General features: G+C 45.5%; 18 protein-coding genes and 1 pseudogene. 15 read left to right on the top strand and 4 right to left on the bottom strand.

The features are described 5' to 3' along the window. Window positions 1-19 precede the first annotated feature (19 nt). The 13 genes and pseudogenes from ACE6F3_RS07620 to ACE6F3_RS07560 all read left to right on the top strand — a co-directional run bounded on the left by ACE6F3_RS07620 (window position 20) and on the right by ACE6F3_RS07560 (window position 10,824). Window positions 20-454, top strand: a complete 435-nt coding sequence (locus ACE6F3_RS07620; protein ID WP_279115891.1) for a DUF1492 domain-containing protein — start codon at window positions 20-22, stop codon at window positions 452-454. Between the two features lie 118 nt (window positions 455-572). Continuing rightward, window positions 573-941: an HNH endonuclease gene (locus tag ACE6F3_RS07615; RefSeq protein ID WP_279115890.1), complete on the top strand. Its 369-nt coding sequence runs from the start codon at window positions 573-575 to the stop codon at window positions 939-941. A 96-nt stretch (window positions 942-1,037) separates the two neighbouring features. After that, window positions 1,038-1,589 carry a P27 family phage terminase small subunit gene (locus ACE6F3_RS07610; RefSeq protein ID WP_392655070.1) on the top strand — a complete coding sequence of 184 codons (552 nt, stop codon included), beginning with the start codon at window positions 1,038-1,040 and terminating at the stop codon, window positions 1,587-1,589. A gap of 1 nt (window position 1,590) precedes the next feature. Continuing rightward, complete coding sequence (gene metK / locus ACE6F3_RS07605) at window positions 1,591-2,754, top strand: methionine adenosyltransferase (RefSeq protein ID WP_392654721.1); 1,164 nt, start codon at window positions 1,591-1,593, stop codon at window positions 2,752-2,754. Beyond that, entirely contained in the window at window positions 2,744-3,931 is a 1,188-nt protein-coding gene (locus tag ACE6F3_RS07600; protein ID WP_392654720.1) for a site-specific DNA-methyltransferase, read from the top strand. The genes metK and ACE6F3_RS07600 overlap by 11 nt, the downstream gene beginning before the upstream one ends. 104 nt (window positions 3,932-4,035) lie before the next feature. Next, window positions 4,036-4,863: a hypothetical protein gene (locus ACE6F3_RS07595; protein WP_392654719.1), complete on the top strand. Its 828-nt coding sequence runs from the start codon at window positions 4,036-4,038 to the stop codon at window positions 4,861-4,863. Next, on the top strand, window positions 4,856-5,983 hold the full coding sequence (locus ACE6F3_RS07590) for a hypothetical protein (protein WP_322354479.1): 1,128 nt from the start codon (window positions 4,856-4,858) through the stop codon (window positions 5,981-5,983). The genes ACE6F3_RS07595 and ACE6F3_RS07590 overlap by 8 nt, the downstream gene beginning before the upstream one ends. Before the next feature lie 11 nt (window positions 5,984-5,994). Continuing rightward, a complete protein-coding gene (locus tag ACE6F3_RS07585; RefSeq protein ID WP_392654718.1) occupies window positions 5,995-7,368 on the top strand; it encodes a hypothetical protein in 1,374 nt (457 codons plus the stop codon). A 109-nt stretch (window positions 7,369-7,477) separates the two neighbouring features. After that, window positions 7,478-7,888 carry a holin family protein gene (locus ACE6F3_RS07580; protein ID WP_278532781.1) on the top strand — a complete coding sequence of 137 codons (411 nt, stop codon included), beginning with the start codon at window positions 7,478-7,480 and terminating at the stop codon, window positions 7,886-7,888. 2 nt (window positions 7,889-7,890) lie between these two features. Next, window positions 7,891-8,592, top strand: coding sequence for an N-acetylmuramoyl-L-alanine amidase (locus ACE6F3_RS07575; protein ID WP_278532782.1), 702 nt, complete (start codon window positions 7,891-7,893; stop codon window positions 8,590-8,592). A gap of 132 nt (window positions 8,593-8,724) precedes the next feature. Continuing rightward, window positions 8,725-9,282, top strand: a complete 558-nt coding sequence (locus tag ACE6F3_RS07570; protein ID WP_392654717.1) for a hypothetical protein — start codon at window positions 8,725-8,727, stop codon at window positions 9,280-9,282. Further along, window positions 9,283-9,714: a recombinase family protein gene (locus tag ACE6F3_RS07565; RefSeq protein ID WP_278532786.1), complete on the top strand. Its 432-nt coding sequence runs from the start codon at window positions 9,283-9,285 to the stop codon at window positions 9,712-9,714. Further along, window positions 9,701-10,824 (top strand): annotated as a pseudogene (locus ACE6F3_RS07560) (recombinase family protein). The gene ACE6F3_RS07565 and the pseudogene ACE6F3_RS07560 overlap by 14 nt, the downstream one beginning before the upstream one ends. Window positions 10,825-11,042: 218 nt before the next feature. On the opposite strand, the gene ACE6F3_RS07555 reads toward ACE6F3_RS07560, so the two are convergent. From ACE6F3_RS07555 to ACE6F3_RS07545, 3 genes are all read right to left on the bottom strand, one after another. Beyond that, window positions 11,043-12,260 (bottom strand): hypothetical protein, encoded by a 1,218-nt coding sequence (locus ACE6F3_RS07555; RefSeq protein WP_278532788.1) that lies wholly within the window; start codon window positions 12,258-12,260, stop codon window positions 11,043-11,045. Further along, window positions 12,235-12,657: a hypothetical protein gene (locus tag ACE6F3_RS07550; protein ID WP_278532789.1), complete on the bottom strand. Its 423-nt coding sequence runs from the start codon at window positions 12,655-12,657 to the stop codon at window positions 12,235-12,237. The genes ACE6F3_RS07555 and ACE6F3_RS07550 overlap by 26 nt, the downstream gene beginning before the upstream one ends. Before the next feature lie 341 nt (window positions 12,658-12,998). After that, on the bottom strand, window positions 12,999-14,180 hold the full coding sequence (locus ACE6F3_RS07545; protein ID WP_392654716.1) for a class I SAM-dependent RNA methyltransferase: 1,182 nt from the start codon (window positions 14,178-14,180) through the stop codon (window positions 12,999-13,001). 134 nt (window positions 14,181-14,314) lie between these two features. On the opposite strand from ACE6F3_RS07545, the gene ACE6F3_RS07540 reads away from it, so the two are divergent. Both ACE6F3_RS07540 and ACE6F3_RS07535 read left to right on the top strand, forming a co-directional pair. After that, the gene (locus ACE6F3_RS07540) at window positions 14,315-17,620 is read left to right on the top strand and encodes a PAS domain S-box protein (protein ID WP_279115508.1); all 3,306 of its coding nucleotides are present in this window, start codon (window positions 14,315-14,317) and stop codon (window positions 17,618-17,620) included. Continuing rightward, entirely contained in the window at window positions 17,617-18,315 is a 699-nt protein-coding gene (locus ACE6F3_RS07535; RefSeq protein ID WP_279115509.1) for a response regulator transcription factor, read from the top strand. Before ACE6F3_RS07540 ends, ACE6F3_RS07535 begins: the two co-directional genes overlap by 4 nt. Before the next feature lie 367 nt (window positions 18,316-18,682). Here the strand turns inward: ACE6F3_RS07535 and ACE6F3_RS07530 are convergent, their stop codons facing one another. Then, window positions 18,683-20,089: an MBL fold metallo-hydrolase RNA specificity domain-containing protein gene (locus ACE6F3_RS07530; protein ID WP_279115510.1), complete on the bottom strand. Its 1,407-nt coding sequence runs from the start codon at window positions 20,087-20,089 to the stop codon at window positions 18,683-18,685. Between the last annotated feature and the right edge of the window lie 189 nt (window positions 20,090-20,278).

Genomic DNA, 20,278 nt, shown 5'->3' with positions numbered 1-20,278 from the left:
AACGATTCGGAGGGCAGATATGAACAAACAAAAAACAACCGCACGAGACTTTCTTTCCCAGGCATATCGCATTGATCAGCGCATCAACAGCAAGCTTGAGCAGGTAGAATCCTTAAATACACTGGCCACTAAAGCAACTGCCACTCTTACTGGAATGCCGAGAAACCCCAACCGCGCTACCTCTATGATGGCAGATGCAATCACTAAGATAATTGACCTGCAGACAGAGATTAACAACGACATCGACTGTCTCATTGATTTAAAACGTGAAATCGTATCTATTATTAAGTCCATTGAAAGCACGGAATACCAGACTCTCCTAGAGAAACGCTACCTCTGCTTTCTAACTTGGGAGCAGATAGCCGTGGATATGTGCTACAGCATCCATCATCTTTATAAGATGCATAACGCTGCATTGGATGTTTGCGATAGGATTCTGAAACATGATACCTAAAGACATAGAATGATACCTACGTCTTTTGATAGTATTAAGATGCCAGGAAAGAATGGTTGAAGCCTTCATGGGAGCAATCCCGTGAGGGCTTTTCTTATGCCCCGAAGGAGGTGAACTGATGCCATATAAACCAAAACGTCCCTGTGCTTATCCCGGCTGCGGTCGGCTTGCTGAAAGCGGGCAATACTGCGCCGAGCACCAAAAGGTTGTCGACAAACGCTACAACCAGTATCAACGTGACCCTGCATCTAACAAACGCTACGGCAGGTCCTGGAAACGAATCCGTGACCGCTATATCAAAGCGCACCCTCTCTGTGAGGAATGCCAGAAGCAAGGAAAGCTGACACCGGCTGAGGAGGTGCACCACATCCTACCTCTCTCCAAGGGTGGTGGCAACGAAACAAGTAACCTTATGGCGCTTTGCAAGTCCTGTCACTCCCGTATCACTGCCGAAAGTGGCGACCGGTGGGGGCAATCAAATCCCTAAACCCCTTCCAAGCGGACAGCGGCGTGGGGCTTCGTGTTGAAAAACGCGCTTTCAAACGAGGGAATAGCCCCAGCCCTGCAAAGTGAGGTGATATTTTTGGCAAAAGACGGTACCAACCGTGGTGGTGCTCGTATCGGTGCGGGCGCAAAAAAGAAGCCCTTAGCCGACAAAATTGCCGAGGGCAATCCCGGCGGCAGAAAACTGACTGTAATGGAATCTCAAGATGCAGCAGATCTCAAAGGACTTGAAATGCCTGAACCAAACAAAATGCTCGAAGCCATACAAAAAGACGGTAAGACACTCGTCGCAAGCGAGATATATAAATCCGCTTGGACTTGGCTGAACGAACGTGGCTGTGCGGTACTTGTAGCTCCGCAGCTTTTGGAGAGGTATGCCATGAGCGTGGCCAGGTGGATTCAGTGCGAGGAAGCAGTCACTGAATACGGCTTTCTTGCAAAGCACCCCACTACAGGCAACGCAATTCAGAGCCCCTATGTGGCGATGGGTCAGAACTACATGAACCAAACAAACCGCCTGTGGATGGAGATTTTTCAGATCGTAAAGGAAAACTGTACCGGAGAGTACAGCGGTGTGAATCCGCAAGATGATGTTATGGAGCGGCTCTTAACCGCCCGGAAAGGAAAATGATATGACAAAATACAAAACTTCTGAAAGTGTCTGCAAGGGTCACCCGGATAAGCTCTGCGACCTGATTGCAGACAGCATTCTTGATGCTTGTCTTCGCAAAGATAAATCTTCCCGCGTAGCCTGTGAGGTTATGGCTACCAAAGGGAAAATCATCGTAGCGGGCGAAATCACCTGCTCGAAGAAAGTAGATATCCGCTGGGTGGTCCGTAGAGTTCTTGAGGAGGTTGGCTACAATCCTTGGAAGTTCATAGTGTTCGTATTTGTCCACCAGCAAAGCAAAGATATCGCTGGTGGTGTGGATCAGGCGCTGGAATCTCGCGCCGGAGATACTTCTTGGTATTCCATGCTCGGCGCTGGCGACCAAGGCACTGTTTATGGTTATGCCACAGATGAGACGGCAGAAAAACTTCCGCTCCCTCTCGTATTTGCTCATGGCATTTGTCAAAAGCTCGATAACACCATGAAAAATGGCGTCATCAAGGGCATCGGCCCTGATGGTAAAGCGCAGGTCACGGTTGAGTATGAGGATGACAAGCCCAAGCGCATCAAAACGATTATTGTTTCTGTACAGCACCGCGCGGATAAGGATTTAGAGATTCTCCGCAGTGAGATCATCTCACAAGTACTATGGCCGGTGTTCGAGAAATTCCCGTTTGATGATGATACTGAAATCCTCATCAATCCCTCCGGCCGTTTTGTCGAGGGCGGACCTGCAGCTGACACCGGTTTGACCGGTCGAAAGATTATGGTCGATAGCTATGGCGGCCTTGCAGCTCATGGCGGTGGCGCATTCTCTGGAAAAGACCCGACGAAGGTTGATCGCTCCGGTGCCTACATGGCAAGGGCCGTCGCAAAGAACATCGTCCGTTGTGGCTATGCTAAACACTGTCAGGTGGCCATTTCCTATGCTATCGGCAAGGCTGATCCTGTTGCGGTTGAGATTGACACCTTCGGTACGGGTACTGTTCCTGATGAGATTCTTCGAAAAGCGGTCCTCGAGGTTTTTAACCTGCGTCCAGCGGCGATCATCGAAGCACTGAGCTTGCGAGATCCCATTTATGCGGATACAGCTACCTATGGTCATTTCAGCGGAACGCTTTCTCGCTGGGAATGGCTGGACCGTTATAACGAAATACGAGAGGCGGTAAAGAAATATGCTGATTGAAAAAAAGAATACCGCCGAGCTCCTACCTGCGGACTATAATCCCCGCAAGGACTTAAGGCCCGGCGATCCTGAATATGATAAGTTGAAGCGCTCAATTGAACAGTTCGGATACGTCGAGCCGGTCATCTGGAATAAGGTGACCGGCTGTGTTGTAGGTGGGCACCAGCGTTTAAAGGTGCTCATCGACTTAGGGCTAACCGAAGTCGAGTGCGTGGTGGTCGAAATGGATGCCGAGAAGGAAAAGGCACTCAACATCGCACTGAACAAGATTTCCGGCGAATGGGACAAAGAAAAGCTAGCTCTGCTTATTGCAGATTTGCAAGGCACGGACTTCGATGTATCACTCACAGGTTTTGAACCCTCCGAACTGGACGATCTGTTTAAGGATAATATCAAAGACGGCATCCACGATGATGATTTTGATGTAGAAGCAGAGCTAAAGGAACCGCCGATCACCAAGCTAGGCGACGTCTGGGCCCTTGGTCGGCACCGGCTGGTATGTGGCGACAGCACCAGGAAGGACACCTTTGACTTGCTGATGGCCGGAGCCAAAGCCAATCTCGTAATCACCGACCCGCCGTACAACGTCAACTATGAAGGCAGCGCCGGTAAAATTAAAAACGACAACATGGGTAACGACGCCTTCTACCACTTTCTGCTCGATGCCTTTACAAACACCGAAGCGGTCATGGCAGATGACGCCAGCATCTATGTTTTCCACGCCGACACCGAAGGGCTGAATTTCAGGAGAGCCTTTGTGGATGCCGGTTTTTATTTGTCCGGCTGCTGCATCTGGAAAAAGCAGTCGCTTGTGTTAGGGCGCTCTCCTTACCAATGGCAGCATGAGCCTGTGCTCTACGGTTGGAAGAAAACCGGAAAGCATCAGTGGTACACCGGCCGGAAGGAAACCACCATCTGGGAGTTCGACAAGCCTAAGAAAAATGGCGATCACCCGACCATGAAGCCGGTCCAACTCTTGGCGTATCCGATTATGAACAGCAGTATGAGTAACACGCTGGTGATTGATCCCTTTGGCGGCAGTGGTTCAACACTCATCGCCTGCGAACAGTCTGATCGCTCCTGCTTCACTATCGAGCTCGACGAGAAGTTCTGTGATGTTATAGTAGAGCATACGGGAGTTATTGAAGTCCGTGGAATAAATAGTAAAAATGAATAGTCACCGATGAAAAGCCCTGGATCTTTTGGGTAGATGGAAACAATGTTTTGTGGAGGCAATACTGGGATGATGAAACAACTAAGATACAGCATGCCACTGATGTAATGCAGGTTGTTGCACTTAGAGCATGGAAAAATGTGAACCTGCCAGATCATGATCAAGGCATTGTAGTCGGGTTTATTAAAACTGACGGTTCGGTTAGGTATAAGAATTACTGCCAACAAGTTGACTACACATACGCATGGGGATCTGAAAGGCAACTCACAGAATTTACAGGGACTGCAGTTAATCTGAACCTTTTCATCACTAACGATTATCGCATGGGATTTGCAATCGAGGATATCTCGCATCAGGTTCACTGGATTATAACACCCAGGAACTGGGCAGGTATGGCTCTTGAGCAGCATGTCATTATAGCTAAAGGTGAAGGGTTAGCCGGGTTTATAGCTATTAACTACATTAGTGGCTACTCGGATGAACACTTGGAGATAAATCTTTCTCAGGATATAAGCATGCTCTTTGGAGCAACGGACAACACGATAGTTGGAGCTGAGAATTTGCCAACCACAAGGCTTGATGAATTTGGTGAAGAGTATCAAGACTGGGGATTTCTTTTACGAGTAAGTTTGGATTACTTTGCAGTTAATACTCCAACTTTTACCTTGCGGGATGTAGATGCAGATGTGGCAATTCCGGTAGATCATGTAGAAGAAGTGGTTGGTAGCAATGGTTTCAATTATGATATTTACATCGATGATCTGACAGCGGAGTTTGGTATGAATACAGTACTTGGAGACATACGGGTTACAGCACAAGGCGGTGTTAATGAAGCCGGGTATACCTACCCTAACTTGGTTTATGAGTTTACACCAGTAAATTTAGTGTTCCCAGACCTGCCGCTGCCGGAAGTGGAGGCGATTTGGAATGAGTAAAGCAGATGGTCAAAAGATTGTAATACAGTTTACGGAAGAAATTACAAACAGAATTGATGCGATAAGCCTGCCGGATTTTCCAATAATAAGCGGTTACACAACTCAGACATCTTACGGCAGCTTGTCTACTTTAAGTATCCCGGAACAAGCACTTCCGGAGGATCTGCTATTAATGTTTTGGGCTAAAGATGATGATCCGATTGAAAGTGTACCATCTGGATGGGAGTTGCTGGCGACTGGATATGATACTTATCAGAGATTATCGGTGTACAGCAAAGTTTACAAAGGTGAAGACAAGGAGTTTACAGTGACCCATGCTTCAGAGGAAACTACGGCGATCGTTGTTTCAATTCCGCTGGCGGGTGAAGTTGTGTTGTCAGCTATAGCTGAGGCAACTACAACAAATCCTACACCTCCAACCTTGGAATCTGGGTTTGAAGCAAATACACCTACCCTATGGATTGCCTTTACCGGTTGTGATTATAGGGACGTTACAGGATTTCCAAGTAACTTTCCAGGTAACAACATTGCTTCAAATTACACAAATGGTGTAGGTGTCGGTATTGCGAGCTTGACTTCAACAAATTCTAGCGAAGCTCCAGGCAGCTTTACGATTAGTAGTTCTGATCAGTCTGGTGCCGGTGTGTTGGCTCTACGATTCAAAAGTTTAGATGATATATTTGCAAGCCAAATGAAAGCGGGATGGTCACTTGAAGGACAGCAATACCAATATGTGTATGGTCCGCTTCTGGATAAGGTTTACACGATAGAGTCTGTTGAATTTCATCAAGATTATGATGATTACAAGCATATACTCATAACTACAAATGAACAGGACAGATTCAATAACGTAGAGGGAAACCTGACAATCAGTTATGATCAGACAAAAGGAAACCTGATGGGCCGAGGTGGAGCTGTAGAGAGTTTCTCTCAAGAACTTACTCCACAAGATTTGGTTCCAAAGCCAAACCCGGGGATCGCAGAACACTTGGAATTATATGTAGCTGTAACTGTTGATTTTATAAAAATAACTTACCTGCACGGCTATGATGAGGAGATTGTTACAGTTGGTATTACTGGGTTGGCTGAATTTATTGATATTGATACGTTAAATCCGTAGGAGGTAAAGACGTGAAAGTTAAAACAAAAGTTGATTTCCATAATAGATTTGACATTTATAAAAATGGCGAATGGATCGGAAAGGCAGAGAACATCGTTCTAGATCAAATGTACACAAGGATATGCAATTTTTCTACATACTTTGTGAATATCCATTTTGGTACTGGTACAGGGACCACAACACCGGACAGAACCACCCTTTTTAGTTATCTTGGAACTAAGACCGCAGCAACCGAAGAAACAATAAAAGCACTGCCTACTTCAAGCTGGACGAGAAAGATTACGCTTGCTCCTGAGGAATATGTAGGTGAAACACTCACAGAGGTAGGGATAGCTTATGGAAGTACTGCATCATACCTGGTCACACATGCCCTGATTACTGATTCTGAAGGAAACCCGATAGCTATCAGCAAGACTGCAATAGATCTTATTGAGATTTACGCCACGGTATTCATTCAACTCAATAACAGCGCCGAAGTTTCCTTTGTGGAGTGTAAATTTGATGCGACAGGTTTTGGAAACAAGTTGGTGGATTATTTCTGTGGAAGTTCTATGTCTACAATACCCATGACTATTGGCTATTCTGGCAATGTGGATGGAAGAGTCTCCACTCTTGCTAAGCTTGGCGAGGTTGCGCCTACTGTTACAGTTGATGTAGCAAACAAGAAAAGATCATACTATGGCAGGTTCTCTGTAGACCAAGGAAACGAGCGCGTATCTATAACTGAAGCTGGACTCGAAGATATACTTAGGTTCTTGCCTGTAACAAGCCAGAGTGTTGAGGATGTTGCGATAGGCACAGGCGATGGTGTAACTACCATATTTAATCTGCCTAATGGGAACATTTCTAACCTGGTAGTAAAAAAAGACGGTGTTGAGGTCTCATATGCAGTTCATAACGATAATGCATTTGTCGGCAGTGTACCATTTTCAGAATATATCGACTACAATGCAGAATATGCTGAACTTCAGATAGCCGGTTGGCAGTGTGTAGAGTATGAAGATTTCAGTATAAGTAGCTCATCAGGTTATAAGTATAGCAAGGTCAAAGAATCGTTAAATGGTAAGAGAATGTTCGGGACCTTCAAAGGTGGTTATGCATATGCTGCGCAAATTGCTGACAGTCTCCAATTTGTAGGAAAAATTGAAAGCTTCACAGGGCCGTTCCGGCCGCAGCTTATCCTAGGTGATGAGGCAGTAATTGTCGACAGCGAAGGCTCGACAATTCTTGGCCTTATAACCGAGATTACCCACCGTTTCGGGAAAGACGGCTTTTATACCGATTTCACCGTGGACAGCGGCGGGAAGCTTGGCAAAGGCAGACTCAGCGATTATATCGGAAGAATCACAAAGGACAAGTCAAGCAGCAGCCGAGTTTATGAATAAAGATATGCTTTGGTGATTACAAAGCTTTATATAAAATTTATCAGCCGTCACATGGGCATCCGCAAACGAAGCGGGTGTCTTTTTTATACGGCAAAAAAGGAGGTCTACTATGAAAGAAATTTGGTATTGGATACAAGCGGCAACAGCTGCTATCGGCGGCAGTCTCGGATATTTCCTAGGAGGTTGGGATGGCTTTTTATACGCACTTATTGCTTTTGTCATCATCGACTATATCACCGGCTTGATGTGTGCGGTGCTGGATAAGAAACTGTCCAGCGAGGTTGGTTTTCGAGGCATTTTCAAGAAGGTGCTCATCTTTTCCCTTGTGGCTATTGGGCATATCATTGACCAAAGTGTGATTGGAGAAAGTTCTGTGATTAGAACAGCAGTTATCTTCTTCTACCTTTCCAACGAGGGCATCTCAATTGTTGAGAATGCCGCTTATATCGGACTGCCTGTGCCGCAAAAGCTAAAGGATATTTTGCAGCAGCTTAATAAACAAAATGATAAGGAGAGTTGAAAATGAACTTGCATAAACTTATTCTAACCAATAATGCCTGCTACAAAGCTGGCAAAACCATCACTCCAAAAGGAATTATGGTGCACTCCACTGGGGCCAACAACCCAAATCTAAAACGCTATGTCGGACCGGACGATGGTCTGCTTGGCAATAACCAGTATGACAACCACTGGAATCAGGACAAACCGGGTGGAAGGAGTGTCTGCGTCCACGGATTTATCGGCAAACTGTCTGATGGTAGTATTGCAACCTATCAGACGCTTCCTTGGAATCATCGTGGATGGCATGCCGGAGGTTCCGCTAATAATACGCATATCGGCTTTGAAATCTGCGAGGATGGTCTGACAGACGCCTCGTATTTTTCTGCCGTTTACAAGGAAGCCGTGGAACTATGTGCTTACCTTTGCATGCAATATGGACTCACTGAAAAGAACATCATTTGCCACAGCGAAGGAGCCAAGCTCGGTATTGCCAGCAACCATAGCGACGTAATGCACTGGTTTCCAAAGCATGGTAAGAGCATGGATACCTTCCGTGCCGAAGTTAAGAAACTACTTGAAGCGGCAAGTACTCCTACTTCTACTGAAACAAAGAAACTGTACCGAGTTCAGGTTGGAGCTTTCAGTATTAAAGCCAATGCCGATGCCATGCTCGTAAAAGTAAAAGCTGCTGGTTTCAAGGATGCTTTTATTAAAACAGAATAAAGTACATTACTATACCGCCGAGTGATTAATTTCGCTCGGCGGTTATTTTTTTGCAATCGGTACTCATTCCGCCCTTTTCTGTCCTGTGGATAGTGAGAGGGTTATTGGCCCTCCGATGGGAGGAATCGTCATATGACAAACATTATAAGTGGAACACCTGATTTTAACTATGAAAAGGCACCTATTACACAGGAACAGCTACAACGCGAATATGATTATGTTTTGGCTCAGCAACTACTAAAATCCATGTTAGAAAAAGAGCTTATGTTTATCCTAAAACCCTTGCTCGACAGTCTGAGTGGGATAAGCTCTGATGACAGTGTAGCAAGCATACGGAAAATAGATATGAAGCTTGAAGATAATGCCGAGCAGCGAAAGGTCCTGGTCAGCCTAATGACCAAAGGCTACCTCGAGCCTGCCGTTTACAATAAGGGAAATAATGAATTGCTTCAGGAAGCTGAACAACTACAGCGCCAAAAAGAATCCTTAGTCCGCTTTATAAACAGCGATAGTCAAAACCTAAGTGAAGTCAATGAACTGCTGCGATATACAAGCAAAGCGACAATGCTTTCTGAGTTTGACGGAGATATTTTCAATCGCTTTGTGGATCGCATTTATGTGTACTCCCGAAGCGAGATTGGTTTCGTATTAAAATGCGGCATTACGTTAAAAGAAAGGCTGGTGAATTGAATGAGCCACATACCCTTTGGTTACCGGATTGAAAATGGCATAGCTGTCATTGACAAAGCCGCTGCTGAGCAAGTAAAAGCTCTCTTCCACTCCTATCTGTCCGGCGACTCCTTGAAGACTGCAGGCCAGAAGTCGGGCATAAAATTATTTCATGCCGCTATAGGCAAAATGCTGAAAAATCCTCGATATATTGGTGATGCATATTATCCCGCGATAATTGACAGAGAAACTTTTGCAGCCGCACAAGTGGAACGCATAAAACGCGCTGAGAAGCTTGGTCGCATACGCGAACCCAAAGAAGAAAAAGAGGTCATCTATCCCACGGCCTTCTGTATAAACGAAGGAACTCAGGAATTCGACGACCCATTTGGGCAGGCTGAATACGCCTATAGTTTGATTGAAACGGAGGTGAATAACAATGGAAGTCAGTAGAAATGTAACAGTAATTCCGGCAAGGAAGCATACTCGCAAGAATAACGATGAAGAAAAACCCAAGCTTCGGGTAGCCGCCTACTGCCGTGTATCTACAGATAGTGAAGAACAGGCCACCAGTTATGACGCCCAGATTGAGCATTACACAAACTACATCAATGGCCATCCAGACTGGGAGCTGGGAGGAATATTTGCAGACGATGGCATATCCGGTACAAATACAAAAAAGCGTGAAGAATTCAACCGCTTGATTGATGAGTGTATGGCCGGAAACATTGATATGGTCATCACCAAGTCTATCAGCCGCTTTGCTCGAAACACGCTGGACTGCCTGAAATATATCCGCCAGCTGAAGGATAAGAATATTGCCGTATATTTCGAGAAAGAAAACATCAACTCAATAGCCATGAAGCCATCATCCCGCGTGAAATTTTCATGCAGGTCCAGGAAGAACTAATCAGGCGACGCTGCGTACATCTCAGCAAGAACGGGAATAAGCGCAGCTTCAGCAGTACCCACTGCTTTGCCAACATAATTATTTGCGGCAACTGCGGCGAGATATTCCGCCGAGTCCATTGGAACAATCGAGGAAAGAAATCCATCGTCTGGCGCTGTGTCAGCAGACTTGAAAATACCGGACTTTTCTGCGATGCACGCACAGTGCTGGAAAGTACCATCGAGCAAGTGCTGGTAACCGCTATCAATAATACCTTAAGCGGTAAGAACACTTTCCTTGCGACACTACAGAACAATATTGAATCAGTGCTAACCCAGGGAGACGATAAGACCCTGGCTGAAATCGACAAGCGCTTAGCTGACCTGCAAACACAGCTTTTAAAGCTGGCCACCACCAAAGCCGACTACGAGGATGTTGCTGAGGAGATTTACCAGCTTCGCGAACAAAAACAAAAGATCCTAGTTGAAAACGCCAACCGCGATGAGCTGCGAAAGCGAATAGCTGATATGAGCTCATTCCTGCAGGAACAGCCAACTGCCATAACTGAATACGACGAGTCACTAGTCCGGAGGCTAATAGAAAAAGTCACCGTCTTTGAAGACAAATTCACGGTAGAATTTAAGTCTGGAATGACGGTAGATGTGGAAGAATAACCTTAAAAACAAGCAAGGCACTCTACTGGAATATTAGGTAGAATGCCTTGCTTCTTACATAATGAGTACTTTGCGGAAACAACTATAATTAATCCGCAGGAAATCAACTAAATATTTAAGTATTTAATACGATGCGCCAAATAAGTTTATTATTCTCGTGGGTGACCTTAACAGACAAGTTTAATTCACTTTAGCTATATTTTTTTATGCCATGTAAATTATTCAATTTTAGGGCCATAGTTTATAAAGTCTATAATCCTGAAAGCTTTTCTTGCTGCTGTATATGCTACTGATAATTCTGGAGATTTAAGAATTGCTAAAAGTCCTTGGGCATCTTCTATTTCCGAAGCAGCCTCACATAATGTGCGAGCCCAATATGTTCTACTACTTTCATTTGAAAAAGTATATTCATTTTCAGCTAATCTGACAAGCATTTTACCAACAGATTTCTCCTCATCAAATACCTGCATCAAATCCGCTCTAGCTTCTGCACATAACTCTTTTTCCTTCTTTTCATATCTATTGCTCAATTTTAAAAGAGACTCTCTCTTATTACCTGCTTGCTCATATTCACTTAGTAGTCTATTTACATATTTTTCAGTTTTAGATAAAGGTTTACCTTTCCTTATAGCATCAAAACTCGGTTTAAATTCTTTAAATCCCGTCCTGAGTGTTTGCCCTCCATATTTTACTGCTTTTGCTATGTAATTTTCCATCTGACCTAAATCAGATGTTTTTCTCACAAAATACCAATATGGGCCTAAAGTTCCAGGATAGTTTAAGCTAGCTGCCACAAGCGGCCATGTATCCGCAGCAGTAAGCAATTCATCCTCGCTGTTTGTAATTTGCAGAACGTGAAACTGAAATGCAAATATCTCATAAACAGACTCAATCGGAGGGGGATCAAATTGTCGTTGATCTAACCTACCATTTGCTGTCCCCCTATCAGCGTACCACCGGTCTCGTATATCCGAAAAAGACTTTTTTAAATACTGCGGCTCAATCGGTAGTGCAGCCGGATTTCCTTTTTGAACAGTAACAGGTATAGCAGTACTTGATTTTGCGACTTTAACAAGTGAAGCATATTTTGAATTTTGAAGCGTGTTAATTAAAAAAGCAATATCATTGCTTTTGGGTGTAATCATAAGCCTATCAAAAGCTTGAAGCCACTCTGGTTCTTCTTTTGGTAATTCTGGAATAACAAGGTAGACTGATGCGAGTGCATTTGCTTTATCAATATCCGAGACAGATTTATCTATTTTTCCGATTAAGTCATCGATGATCAATTCATAACTTTTTGGCATCTCAATAATATGTGGAACTGTTTCTGTATACGGTTTTATTCTAGATGATTCGCCAAGTAGGTTTAAAAAACAAATAACATCATTAACGCATGCTATACAAACATCCCTAGATGGCCCTTTCCCAGCGTGCAATCCCCCTGCACGGGATTTTGTAAGTAATTTGAATTTCGAGGAAAGTTGTATGATTGTAGCAATATGCTCTGTTGGATTCTTGATTCCTTGTGTCAAAAAAAAGCATTTTGGGAATTTGTGAATTAATAAGAGCTTTAAAATCATCAACAATATGAGTTCCCGTTTTATAATAACCAGAAGGGAGGCACAATGCTTGTTCTCCTTGTGCTTGTACAATAATTGAACTCATCGCAAGTTCTACTGAAACACCTGCCAACCCAATTGCAATAGCATTTTCAGAAGCTGCTTCACGAAGTTCATATCTTTGTGGTAAACCCAGTGAAGTAACCGCCATGCTTATTGAGTTCACACTAGCCTCTAATAATCGGATCGTATCTCTTTTTAAATACATTGGCATTTAACTCTCCCCCTTTTTAAATGCATTTTATTTATGCTACTCTCTCACAATAAGCAAATCTCTTTGAGCCTAACGGCACACTATTACAATAATCGTTTCTTACATCTAACTCGCTCTCTCAACCTCTAAAAATCCGAAAAACATCTAAACCGTTCTGTCGTGAACGTCATACATCTAATCTGCTGTTTCATCAAGCTCTTACATCTAAACTGACCACTTAACTATCAAATCCGCTTCCGTGGACATATTCCCGCAAAGCTATAATTTTCCATTTTTCACACAATAGAATTATATCACAGATACGCAAAAAGCCCAGTATTACTAGGCTTTTCACGCACTCGTTATTTTTTCTTCGTTATCAATACTACCGTCTCCACATGGTAAGTCTGGGGGAACATATCCACCGGTATTACCTGTGAAAGTTCAAACGGGCCGCCAAGCAGTATTTTGAGGTCTCTGGCCAGTGAAGACGGGTCACAAGCCACATATACCAGATTACGGGGTGGGTTTTGGCATATGCTGGCTAAGACAGACGGGTGGGCTCCGCTGCGTGACGGGTCAAGTATAAGTGCGTCCATTTGCCCCTGAAACTGGCTGATAACGTCCTCTGTTTTAGACTGGATAAGTTCAATATTATCTATGCCCGCAATATTCAGGCGGGCATCCTTGATGGCGGCGGCAGATTCCTCAATGGCTATTACCCTGTTGCAGTCAGGGCTGAGCAGGACTGCAAATGTACCCACTCCGGCATAGGCATCTACCAGCGTTTCCCCACCGCTAAGGTTCAGGTGTTTTTTTATGAGTCCGACCATTTTTTCGGCCTGGGGGTTGTTTACCTGAAAAAACGAAGCGGCAGATATGCAAAAATCATGCCCCAGCAGCAGGTCATGGTACTCTTTCTGCCCGCTTTCAATGCTTATATCGGCTTTTGTCAGTTTAGGCTGGATAAGATAGCTGTTTTTATTGCTTGCGTGGCGGATGGAAAGCTGGCGGGTCTCTCCGCATTTATCTTGCAGTTCTGACAGCACTTTATTTATGCCGGAGTTCATTATACGGCAGTGGTCTACCTGTATATGGCGGCGTGAAAACCGGTTTACAAAACCCAGCTTGGCGTGATATATGGAAAAACGGGCATGATTGCGGTAGCCATATTCGGCTGCCGAGGGTATTACCTCTGAGATATAAGTGCCGTCCAGCCCTGCTTTTTCAAATTCGGCCAAGATAATCTGGTGCTTTAGTTTCAGCTGGTGGGGATAGCTTATATGCTGGAAGGTGCAGCCGGTACAATCACCAAAATACGGGCAGGCAGGAGTGACCCTTTCGGCAGAGGGGGTATGCACTTTTATTACCTGAGCATAGCCGCGCCCGGCTTTATGGGTAAAAAGGCGGATATCTGCCGTTTCTCCTGGAATACCCCCGAAAATTTCCAGGGTACGGTCAGTCAGGGTTACTTTGGTAAGCCCGGAGTTAGCGCCTTTTTCCAGGCAGACATTTTCAATGATTTCAGGTGTAATTTCGTTCATATGCAGAGGGAATTGTATCATAAATGAAGATTTGGCGTTCAGTCCGGGGCGGGTGCATTCATCAGCTTAAAAAATGTCTTGTTACCCGTTTACTTATAGCCTAAAATTAGGATAATCGGTTTTCTGGGGGGATTATGCCCAAGATTAGCAAGACCAAAGCCCAGCTGGCAGCCGAACTTGAGGAATTGCAGTGCCGTTATGAGCAGTTACTTTCAGTTACGGCATCTCAGGCCTTTTTGGAAAGTAAGCCTCTGCCTGCATCTTCAGAAGTTTCCAAAACTGTTTCAGACATAAGCAGGTGTAAAAATATAAATTTAGCCCAAGAGAGGCTGCCCGGTCAGGCTGCTTTAGAGGATAAAGCGCTTGCCTTTGCAATGATGTCTAACAGTTATGCTTTGCAATCTATCATGGATAATACCACTATCCAGCTGGCTTTTTTGGACCGGGATTTTAATTTTATAAAAGTTAACCGGGCTTATGTAAAAAATTGCGGTCATACAGAAGAAGAATTGATAGGTTCCAATCATTTCATTCTTTTTCCAAATGCTGAAAACGAAGCTATTTTTAGAAAAGCGGTTGAAACCGGCGAATCAGTAGAATTCCATGACAAACCCTTTGAGTATGCTGACCAGCCATGGAGGGGTATCACATACTGGGATTGGAGTTTAGTGCCAATCAAAAGTGCTGACGGGCGGGTGCAGGGGCTGGTATTTTCCCTGCTGGAAACCACTGTCCGTAAACATATGGAAATAGCTCTGAAAAATTCGCTTGAGGAAACTCGGCGGCGTATCCACGAAACAGCGGTTTTGCTGGAGGCATCACGTGCCATACTGGAGCGCCCCGGTCTTCAGGAAGCTGCTGTTGCAATTTATTCTTCTTGCAAAAAAATCACCTCCTGCCAGAGCGGTTTTGTAGGGCAAATAGAGGGTGATGTCTGCCGCATTATTTATGCGGATAGCAATAATAAGCACTTTCAATTCCCTTCATCTATACTGCTTAGAGGTCTGGCTTTGCAGGCCAGTTTAAGCGGGAAGTCTGTACTGGAAAATGATTTAACCCTGGATAAAGATAATGAGTTATTCAAAGACAGTTGCCGGGATTTAAAAAATGCCCTTTTTACGCCGGTGCGTCTTGGCGGGCGGAGTGTGGGTCTGCTGGCTCTTTTTGATAAACCCGGCGGGTTTGACGTATCCGATATCCGGGTGGCTTCGTCATTTCGGTCTTTAGCGGCTATCGCATTTCGGAGCAGCCGGACCCGTCAGATGCTGGAGGAGAGCGAAAAGCGTTACCGCTTTTTGTTTAATAGTTCCGGAGATGCGGTTTTTGTTCACTACATAACACCGGAGGGTGAAAAAAGTAACTTTATTGAAGTGAACGAAGTGGCTTGCAAGCGGCTTGGGTATAGCCGTAAAGAACTGCTTAGTATGTCTCCCAGCCAGATAGATGACCCTGCTTTTGATGCATCGGTGGCGGAAGCTGTTAAGAAGCTGAATGAAGAAGAACGGGCTATCTTTGAGCAGCGGCATCTGCGCCGTGACGGTACATTTGTACCTGTTGAACTTAATATCCAGCGGTTTGAACTGGGAGACCGGTTTGTGGTTATTTCGGTAGCCCGTGATATTACCGAGCGTAAAAAGGCTGAAGCTGCCCTGAAACTGGAGAGGGATAAACTGCGGGGGATACTGGATGCTATGGAGGACGGTGTTTACATTGTAGACGCTGATTATGAGATAGAGTATATTAATCCGCCGCTTATGGCTCAGTTCGGACCTATATCCGGCAGGAAATGTTACGACTATTTTCATGAGCGCCAGATTCCTTGCAGCTATTGCAAAAGTAAAGAGGTGCTAAACGGCCAGACTGTCCGGTGGGCTTGGCATTCCCCCCATAACCAGCGTGATTATGAGCTTATGGCCACGCCTATAAAAAATCCTGACGGCACTACTTCTAAACTGACTATTTTTCACGATGTCACCGAGCGCAGCCATATGCAGCGGATTATTTTGCGTTATCAGGCTGGTTTACTGGCTCAGGCGGAGAGGATTGCCCATATAGGCAACTGGGATTATGACCTTTTGGGGCATAGCATGATACTGTCAGACGAGGTTTACAATATACTGGGGTTACGCTCTGAAGACGGGCTTCCCGGTTTTAAGCAGATTATGGAAATAGTCCACCCTGAGGATAGGGATATGCTGCGCAGTGAGGCCCAAAAGGCGGTAGTTTCCGGTTCAAGACTAAATATCCAGCACCGGATAATACGCCCTGACGGACACTTGCGGTATGTGCATGAACTGGCGGAAATCACCCTGAGTGATACCGGGGTTCCGCAGAGGGTACTGGGAACTATTCAGGATATTACCGAGCATAAAATGGCCGAGGAAGCCCTGCGGGACAGCGAAAGGCGGTATCGTCTGCTGGCAGATAATATGGTAGCATTTGTCTGGACTATTGATGGGCACTTGAATATCAGTTACCTTTCCCCGTCTACTATCCGCCTGCTGAATTATTATCCTGAAGATATACTGGGCAAACATATTTCCATGGTATTCACCCCCGAATCTTATGAGAAACTGCTGTATGTGTACCAGCAGGTACGCAAAAGCGGTTCGGAGCTTATTGTGAATCCGCTGGAACTGGATGTAAAACGCCAGGACGGCAAAGTAATCTTGACCGAGACACTGATGCGCCCCCTGTATGATGAAAACCACCACTTTTTAGGTATACTTGGGGTTTCACGTGACATAAGCGAACGCAAGGCTGCCGAATACGAACTGCATACTCTTTCCCAGCGGCTGGTTGAGCTGCAGGAGGAAGAGCGGTCTATTATCGCCCGGGAACTGCACGACCAGATAGGGCAGTCCCTTACGGTTTTGAAGCTTATGCTGGACAAGGCAAAAGATAGTCCGCCGGATAAGACCGAAGAACTGCTGGCTGAAGCCCAGCCGCTGGTTAGCGAACTTATCAGCAGTGTCAGAAATATGTCACTTGATTTGCGCCCGCGGATGTTAGATGACCTGGGGCTTTTGCCGGCTTTGCTCTGGTATTTTGACCGCTTTACCAGCCAAACAGGTATAAACGTAAATTTCCAGCATGCCGGTCTCAAACGCAAGTTTTCTCCCCAGCTGGGTACGGCTGTATACCGTATTATTCAGGAAGCCCTGACTAATGTTGTGCGCTATGCAGGGGTTGATAATGTGCTGGTACGGGCCAAGGCGGATAAAAACCAGCTGGCGCTGGTAATCCAGGATAAGGGCAAGGGGTTTAACCCTGCCCAGCGGGCTACAGGTATGTCCAGCGGGCTGAAAGGTATGAAGGAACGGGTGCGTTTCCTCGGCGGTAAGCTGGATATAGAATCCAAACCGGGTGAGGGAACTCATATCATAGTTGAACTTCCTTTGAATGAAGAACGGGACAGGATTAACGGAGGCGAACCATGATAAGTATAGTGCTGGCAGATGACCACCAGATTGTGAGGCACGGGCTGAAAGCTTTGCTTGAGGCGGAAGCTGATTTTGAGGTTGCGGGAGAAGCCTCAGATGGTATTGAAGCGGTAAATCTGGTTGAAAGCCTGCAGCCGGGGGTGCTGGTAACTGACCTTATGATGGGCGGCATGAGCGGTATTGAGGTTACGTATCAGGTGGTCAAGCGTTCACCTAAAACTGCGGTGGTTATCCTGTCTATGTACGGCAATGAGGCCTATGTCCATGAAGCCTTACGGGCCGGGGCAAGGGCTTATGTACTTAAGGACTCTACTTCCGAGGAACTGGTAAGGGCTGTCCGTGAAGCTGTGCAGGGGCATCGGTATCTCAGTTCCCCCTTGTCTGAAAAAGCTATTGAAGCCTACATGGAAAAATCTGCCGAAGCTACATCACTTGACCCTTATGAAACTTTAACCATACGGGAACGGGAAGTGCTTCATCTGGTAGCGCAGGGGCATACCTGTGCCGAAATAGCCGAAAGGCTGTTTATCTCACCCCGCACCGTAGAGGTTCACCGCGCTAATATGATGCGTAAGCTGGATTTGCGTAACCAGACCCAGCTCTTACGTTACGCCCTGCAAAGGGGTATCATCCCCCCGGAAAATATGTATGATGTATCTGAAAAAAGTATGCCTGAGGAAACTACGGGATAATTTATTCTGTAATTACGTAAACGTACGTATATCTATCAATGCGGTTATAGTTTATATTAGTTTCGGGCAGACTCTTTCGGGGGAAACTAGGGTGCTTTAGTTTGAGGCAGCTAAAGCTTAAATTTCATCCAGGTCCCCTGCCGTGTGCTGAGCCCTAGGCGTAATCGGTTATCGGAAGGGTCTGCCAAAACTTTCTTAGGGGTTTGATATGTCAGGGCTGGGTTTGTGGCTTATCCTGATAGCCCTTATACTGAGCATCGGCAATCCGGGCGGGGCAGAAGAAAATAAAGCCTAGATTTATGGATACCCCCCAAGTTCGGGCATATTTATAAAGATTGCCGCTCTTAGAGCGGTTTTTTATTTGCCTTTAATCTAAAATAAATTTTTCTTGGTATTCGGGTGCTTTTGCCTGCCAGCCCAAAGTATTTTTTATAGTTTCTGTAAACCGGGTGCTTGTTTCCGGCTCGCCATGGGTTACAAATACCATTTCAGGTTTATTTTTAAACCCCTTCAGCCAGCGCAGCAGGGTAGGCTGATCTGCGTGTGCCGAAAAAGCCCTGAGTTCCTCTATGCGGGCTTGTACCGGATAGTGCTGGCCAAGTATCCGTACTTCTTTTGCTCCGTCAGTTATCAGCCTGCCCAGAGTCCCGGTTGCCTGAAAGCCCACAAACAGGATAGTTGATTCGGGGCGGCTGATGTTATTTACCAGATGGTGTTTTATCCTGCCGCCGGTACACATACCCGAACCGGCTATAATTATGCAGGGGTATTTTTCAGCCAGAATGGCTTTAGAATCCGCCGCTTTGTTGGTAAAGTAAAGACCTTCAAATTCAAACGGGGAGCTTCCGTTGTTCACCCAACCGCTGGTTTCGCGGTCATACAGTTCCGGGTGTTCTTTAAATATTTTAGTAATGCTGATAGCCATGGGGCTGTCTACAAAAACTTTCAAGCGGGGTATTTTGCCCTCTGACATAAAGCGGTTAAGGAAAAACAGCAGGTCCTGAGTGCGTTCCAGAGCGAAACTGGGAATAACGATATTCCCGCCCAGTTGAACAGTCTGGTTTATTATCTCGGCCAGTTTCAGGGAAGCCTCATTTATGTCCTGGTGGGTGCGGTCTCCGTAAGTGGACTCTATGACCACGTAATCTGCCTGATTTACAAGGTCAGGGTTTTTCAAAATCGGTCTGTCCCAGTTTCCCAAATCACCTGAAAAAACTATCACTTTCTGCTGGTGGTTTTCCTGTATTTTCAGCTCTATGCTGGCCGAACCGAAAACATGCCCGGCATTATGAAATGTGGCAGTGATATCTTCTGCTACGGCTGTTTCCCGGCTGTATTCCACTGTTTTAAAAAGGGGAGATACGGCTCTGGCGTCTTCGGCGGTGTAAAGGGGTATTTCGGGATACTTGGTTTTGCGGCCTTCGCGTTCATGGCGTTTCTTTTTAAAAGCGGCATCTTCTTCCTGAAGTTTACCGGCATCTGCCAGGGAGATACGGGCAATTTCTGCGGTGGCTTCTGTGGCAAAAACCTGCCCGGCAAAACCTTCCTTTACCAGCTTTGGCAGCAAACCGCAGTGGTCAATATGGGCATGGCTGATGATTACAGCACTTAAGCTTTGGGGGGGTATCTCAAAAGGCTGCCAGTTCCGGTCTTGCAGCCGCCGTTCCTGATAAAGCCCGCAATCCACCAGCAACTGGGTATGGTCTGTTTTAATCAGATATCTTGAGCCGGTAACATTTCGGGCTGCCCCTAAAAACTGTATTTCTATACTCATCAAGATATGCTCCCACTTAATTTTTCCCATTATACCCTAATTACTCAAAATAGGGGGATAAATGGGGTAAATAAAGTTGAGTATATAGATGTTAGTCCGGCAGACAGCCGCATCCCAGGTTGTGTAGAACAGTATTTGCAGTTTACATAGCTGCCCGGAGGAAAGGGGGAGTTTTCAGATTATCAGGCG

It is taken from the genome of Dehalococcoides sp. THU4 (genome assembly GCF_043231265.1).
Lineage (GTDB): Bacteria > Chloroflexota > Dehalococcoidia > Dehalococcoidales > Dehalococcoidaceae > Dehalococcoides > Dehalococcoides mccartyi.
The sequence above is the reverse complement of the archived record's forward strand: the minus strand, read 5'-3'. Positions and strand labels throughout refer to the sequence as shown.

Coding starts and splice junctions, on each gene's coding strand:
- ACE6F3_RS07600 (WP_392654720.1), top strand. CDS start 2,744: ATGCTGATTGAAAAAAAGAATACCGCCGAGCTCCTACCTGCGGACTAT.
- ACE6F3_RS07620 (WP_279115891.1), top strand. CDS start 20: ATGAACAAACAAAAAACAACCGCACGAGACTTTCTTTCCCAGGCATAT.
- ACE6F3_RS07550 (WP_278532789.1), bottom strand. CDS start 12,657: ATGCCAATGTATTTAAAAAGAGATACGATCCGATTATTAGAGGCTAGT.
- ACE6F3_RS07535 (WP_279115509.1), top strand. CDS start 17,617: ATGATAAGTATAGTGCTGGCAGATGACCACCAGATTGTGAGGCACGGG.
- ACE6F3_RS07530 (WP_279115510.1), bottom strand. CDS start 20,089: ATGAGTATAGAAATACAGTTTTTAGGGGCAGCCCGAAATGTTACCGGC.
- ACE6F3_RS07595 (WP_392654719.1), top strand. CDS start 4,036: ATGCAGGTTGTTGCACTTAGAGCATGGAAAAATGTGAACCTGCCAGAT.
- ACE6F3_RS07540 (WP_279115508.1), top strand. CDS start 14,315: ATGCCCAAGATTAGCAAGACCAAAGCCCAGCTGGCAGCCGAACTTGAG.
- ACE6F3_RS07580 (WP_278532781.1), top strand. CDS start 7,478: ATGAAAGAAATTTGGTATTGGATACAAGCGGCAACAGCTGCTATCGGC.
- ACE6F3_RS07590 (WP_322354479.1), top strand. CDS start 4,856: ATGAGTAAAGCAGATGGTCAAAAGATTGTAATACAGTTTACGGAAGAA.
- ACE6F3_RS07570 (WP_392654717.1), top strand. CDS start 8,725: ATGACAAACATTATAAGTGGAACACCTGATTTTAACTATGAAAAGGCA.
- ACE6F3_RS07545 (WP_392654716.1), bottom strand. CDS start 14,180: ATGAACGAAATTACACCTGAAATCATTGAAAATGTCTGCCTGGAAAAA.
- ACE6F3_RS07615 (WP_279115890.1), top strand. CDS start 573: ATGCCATATAAACCAAAACGTCCCTGTGCTTATCCCGGCTGCGGTCGG.
- ACE6F3_RS07565 (WP_278532786.1), top strand. CDS start 9,283: ATGAGCCACATACCCTTTGGTTACCGGATTGAAAATGGCATAGCTGTC.
- metK (WP_392654721.1), top strand. CDS start 1,591: ATGACAAAATACAAAACTTCTGAAAGTGTCTGCAAGGGTCACCCGGAT.
- ACE6F3_RS07575 (WP_278532782.1), top strand. CDS start 7,891: ATGAACTTGCATAAACTTATTCTAACCAATAATGCCTGCTACAAAGCT.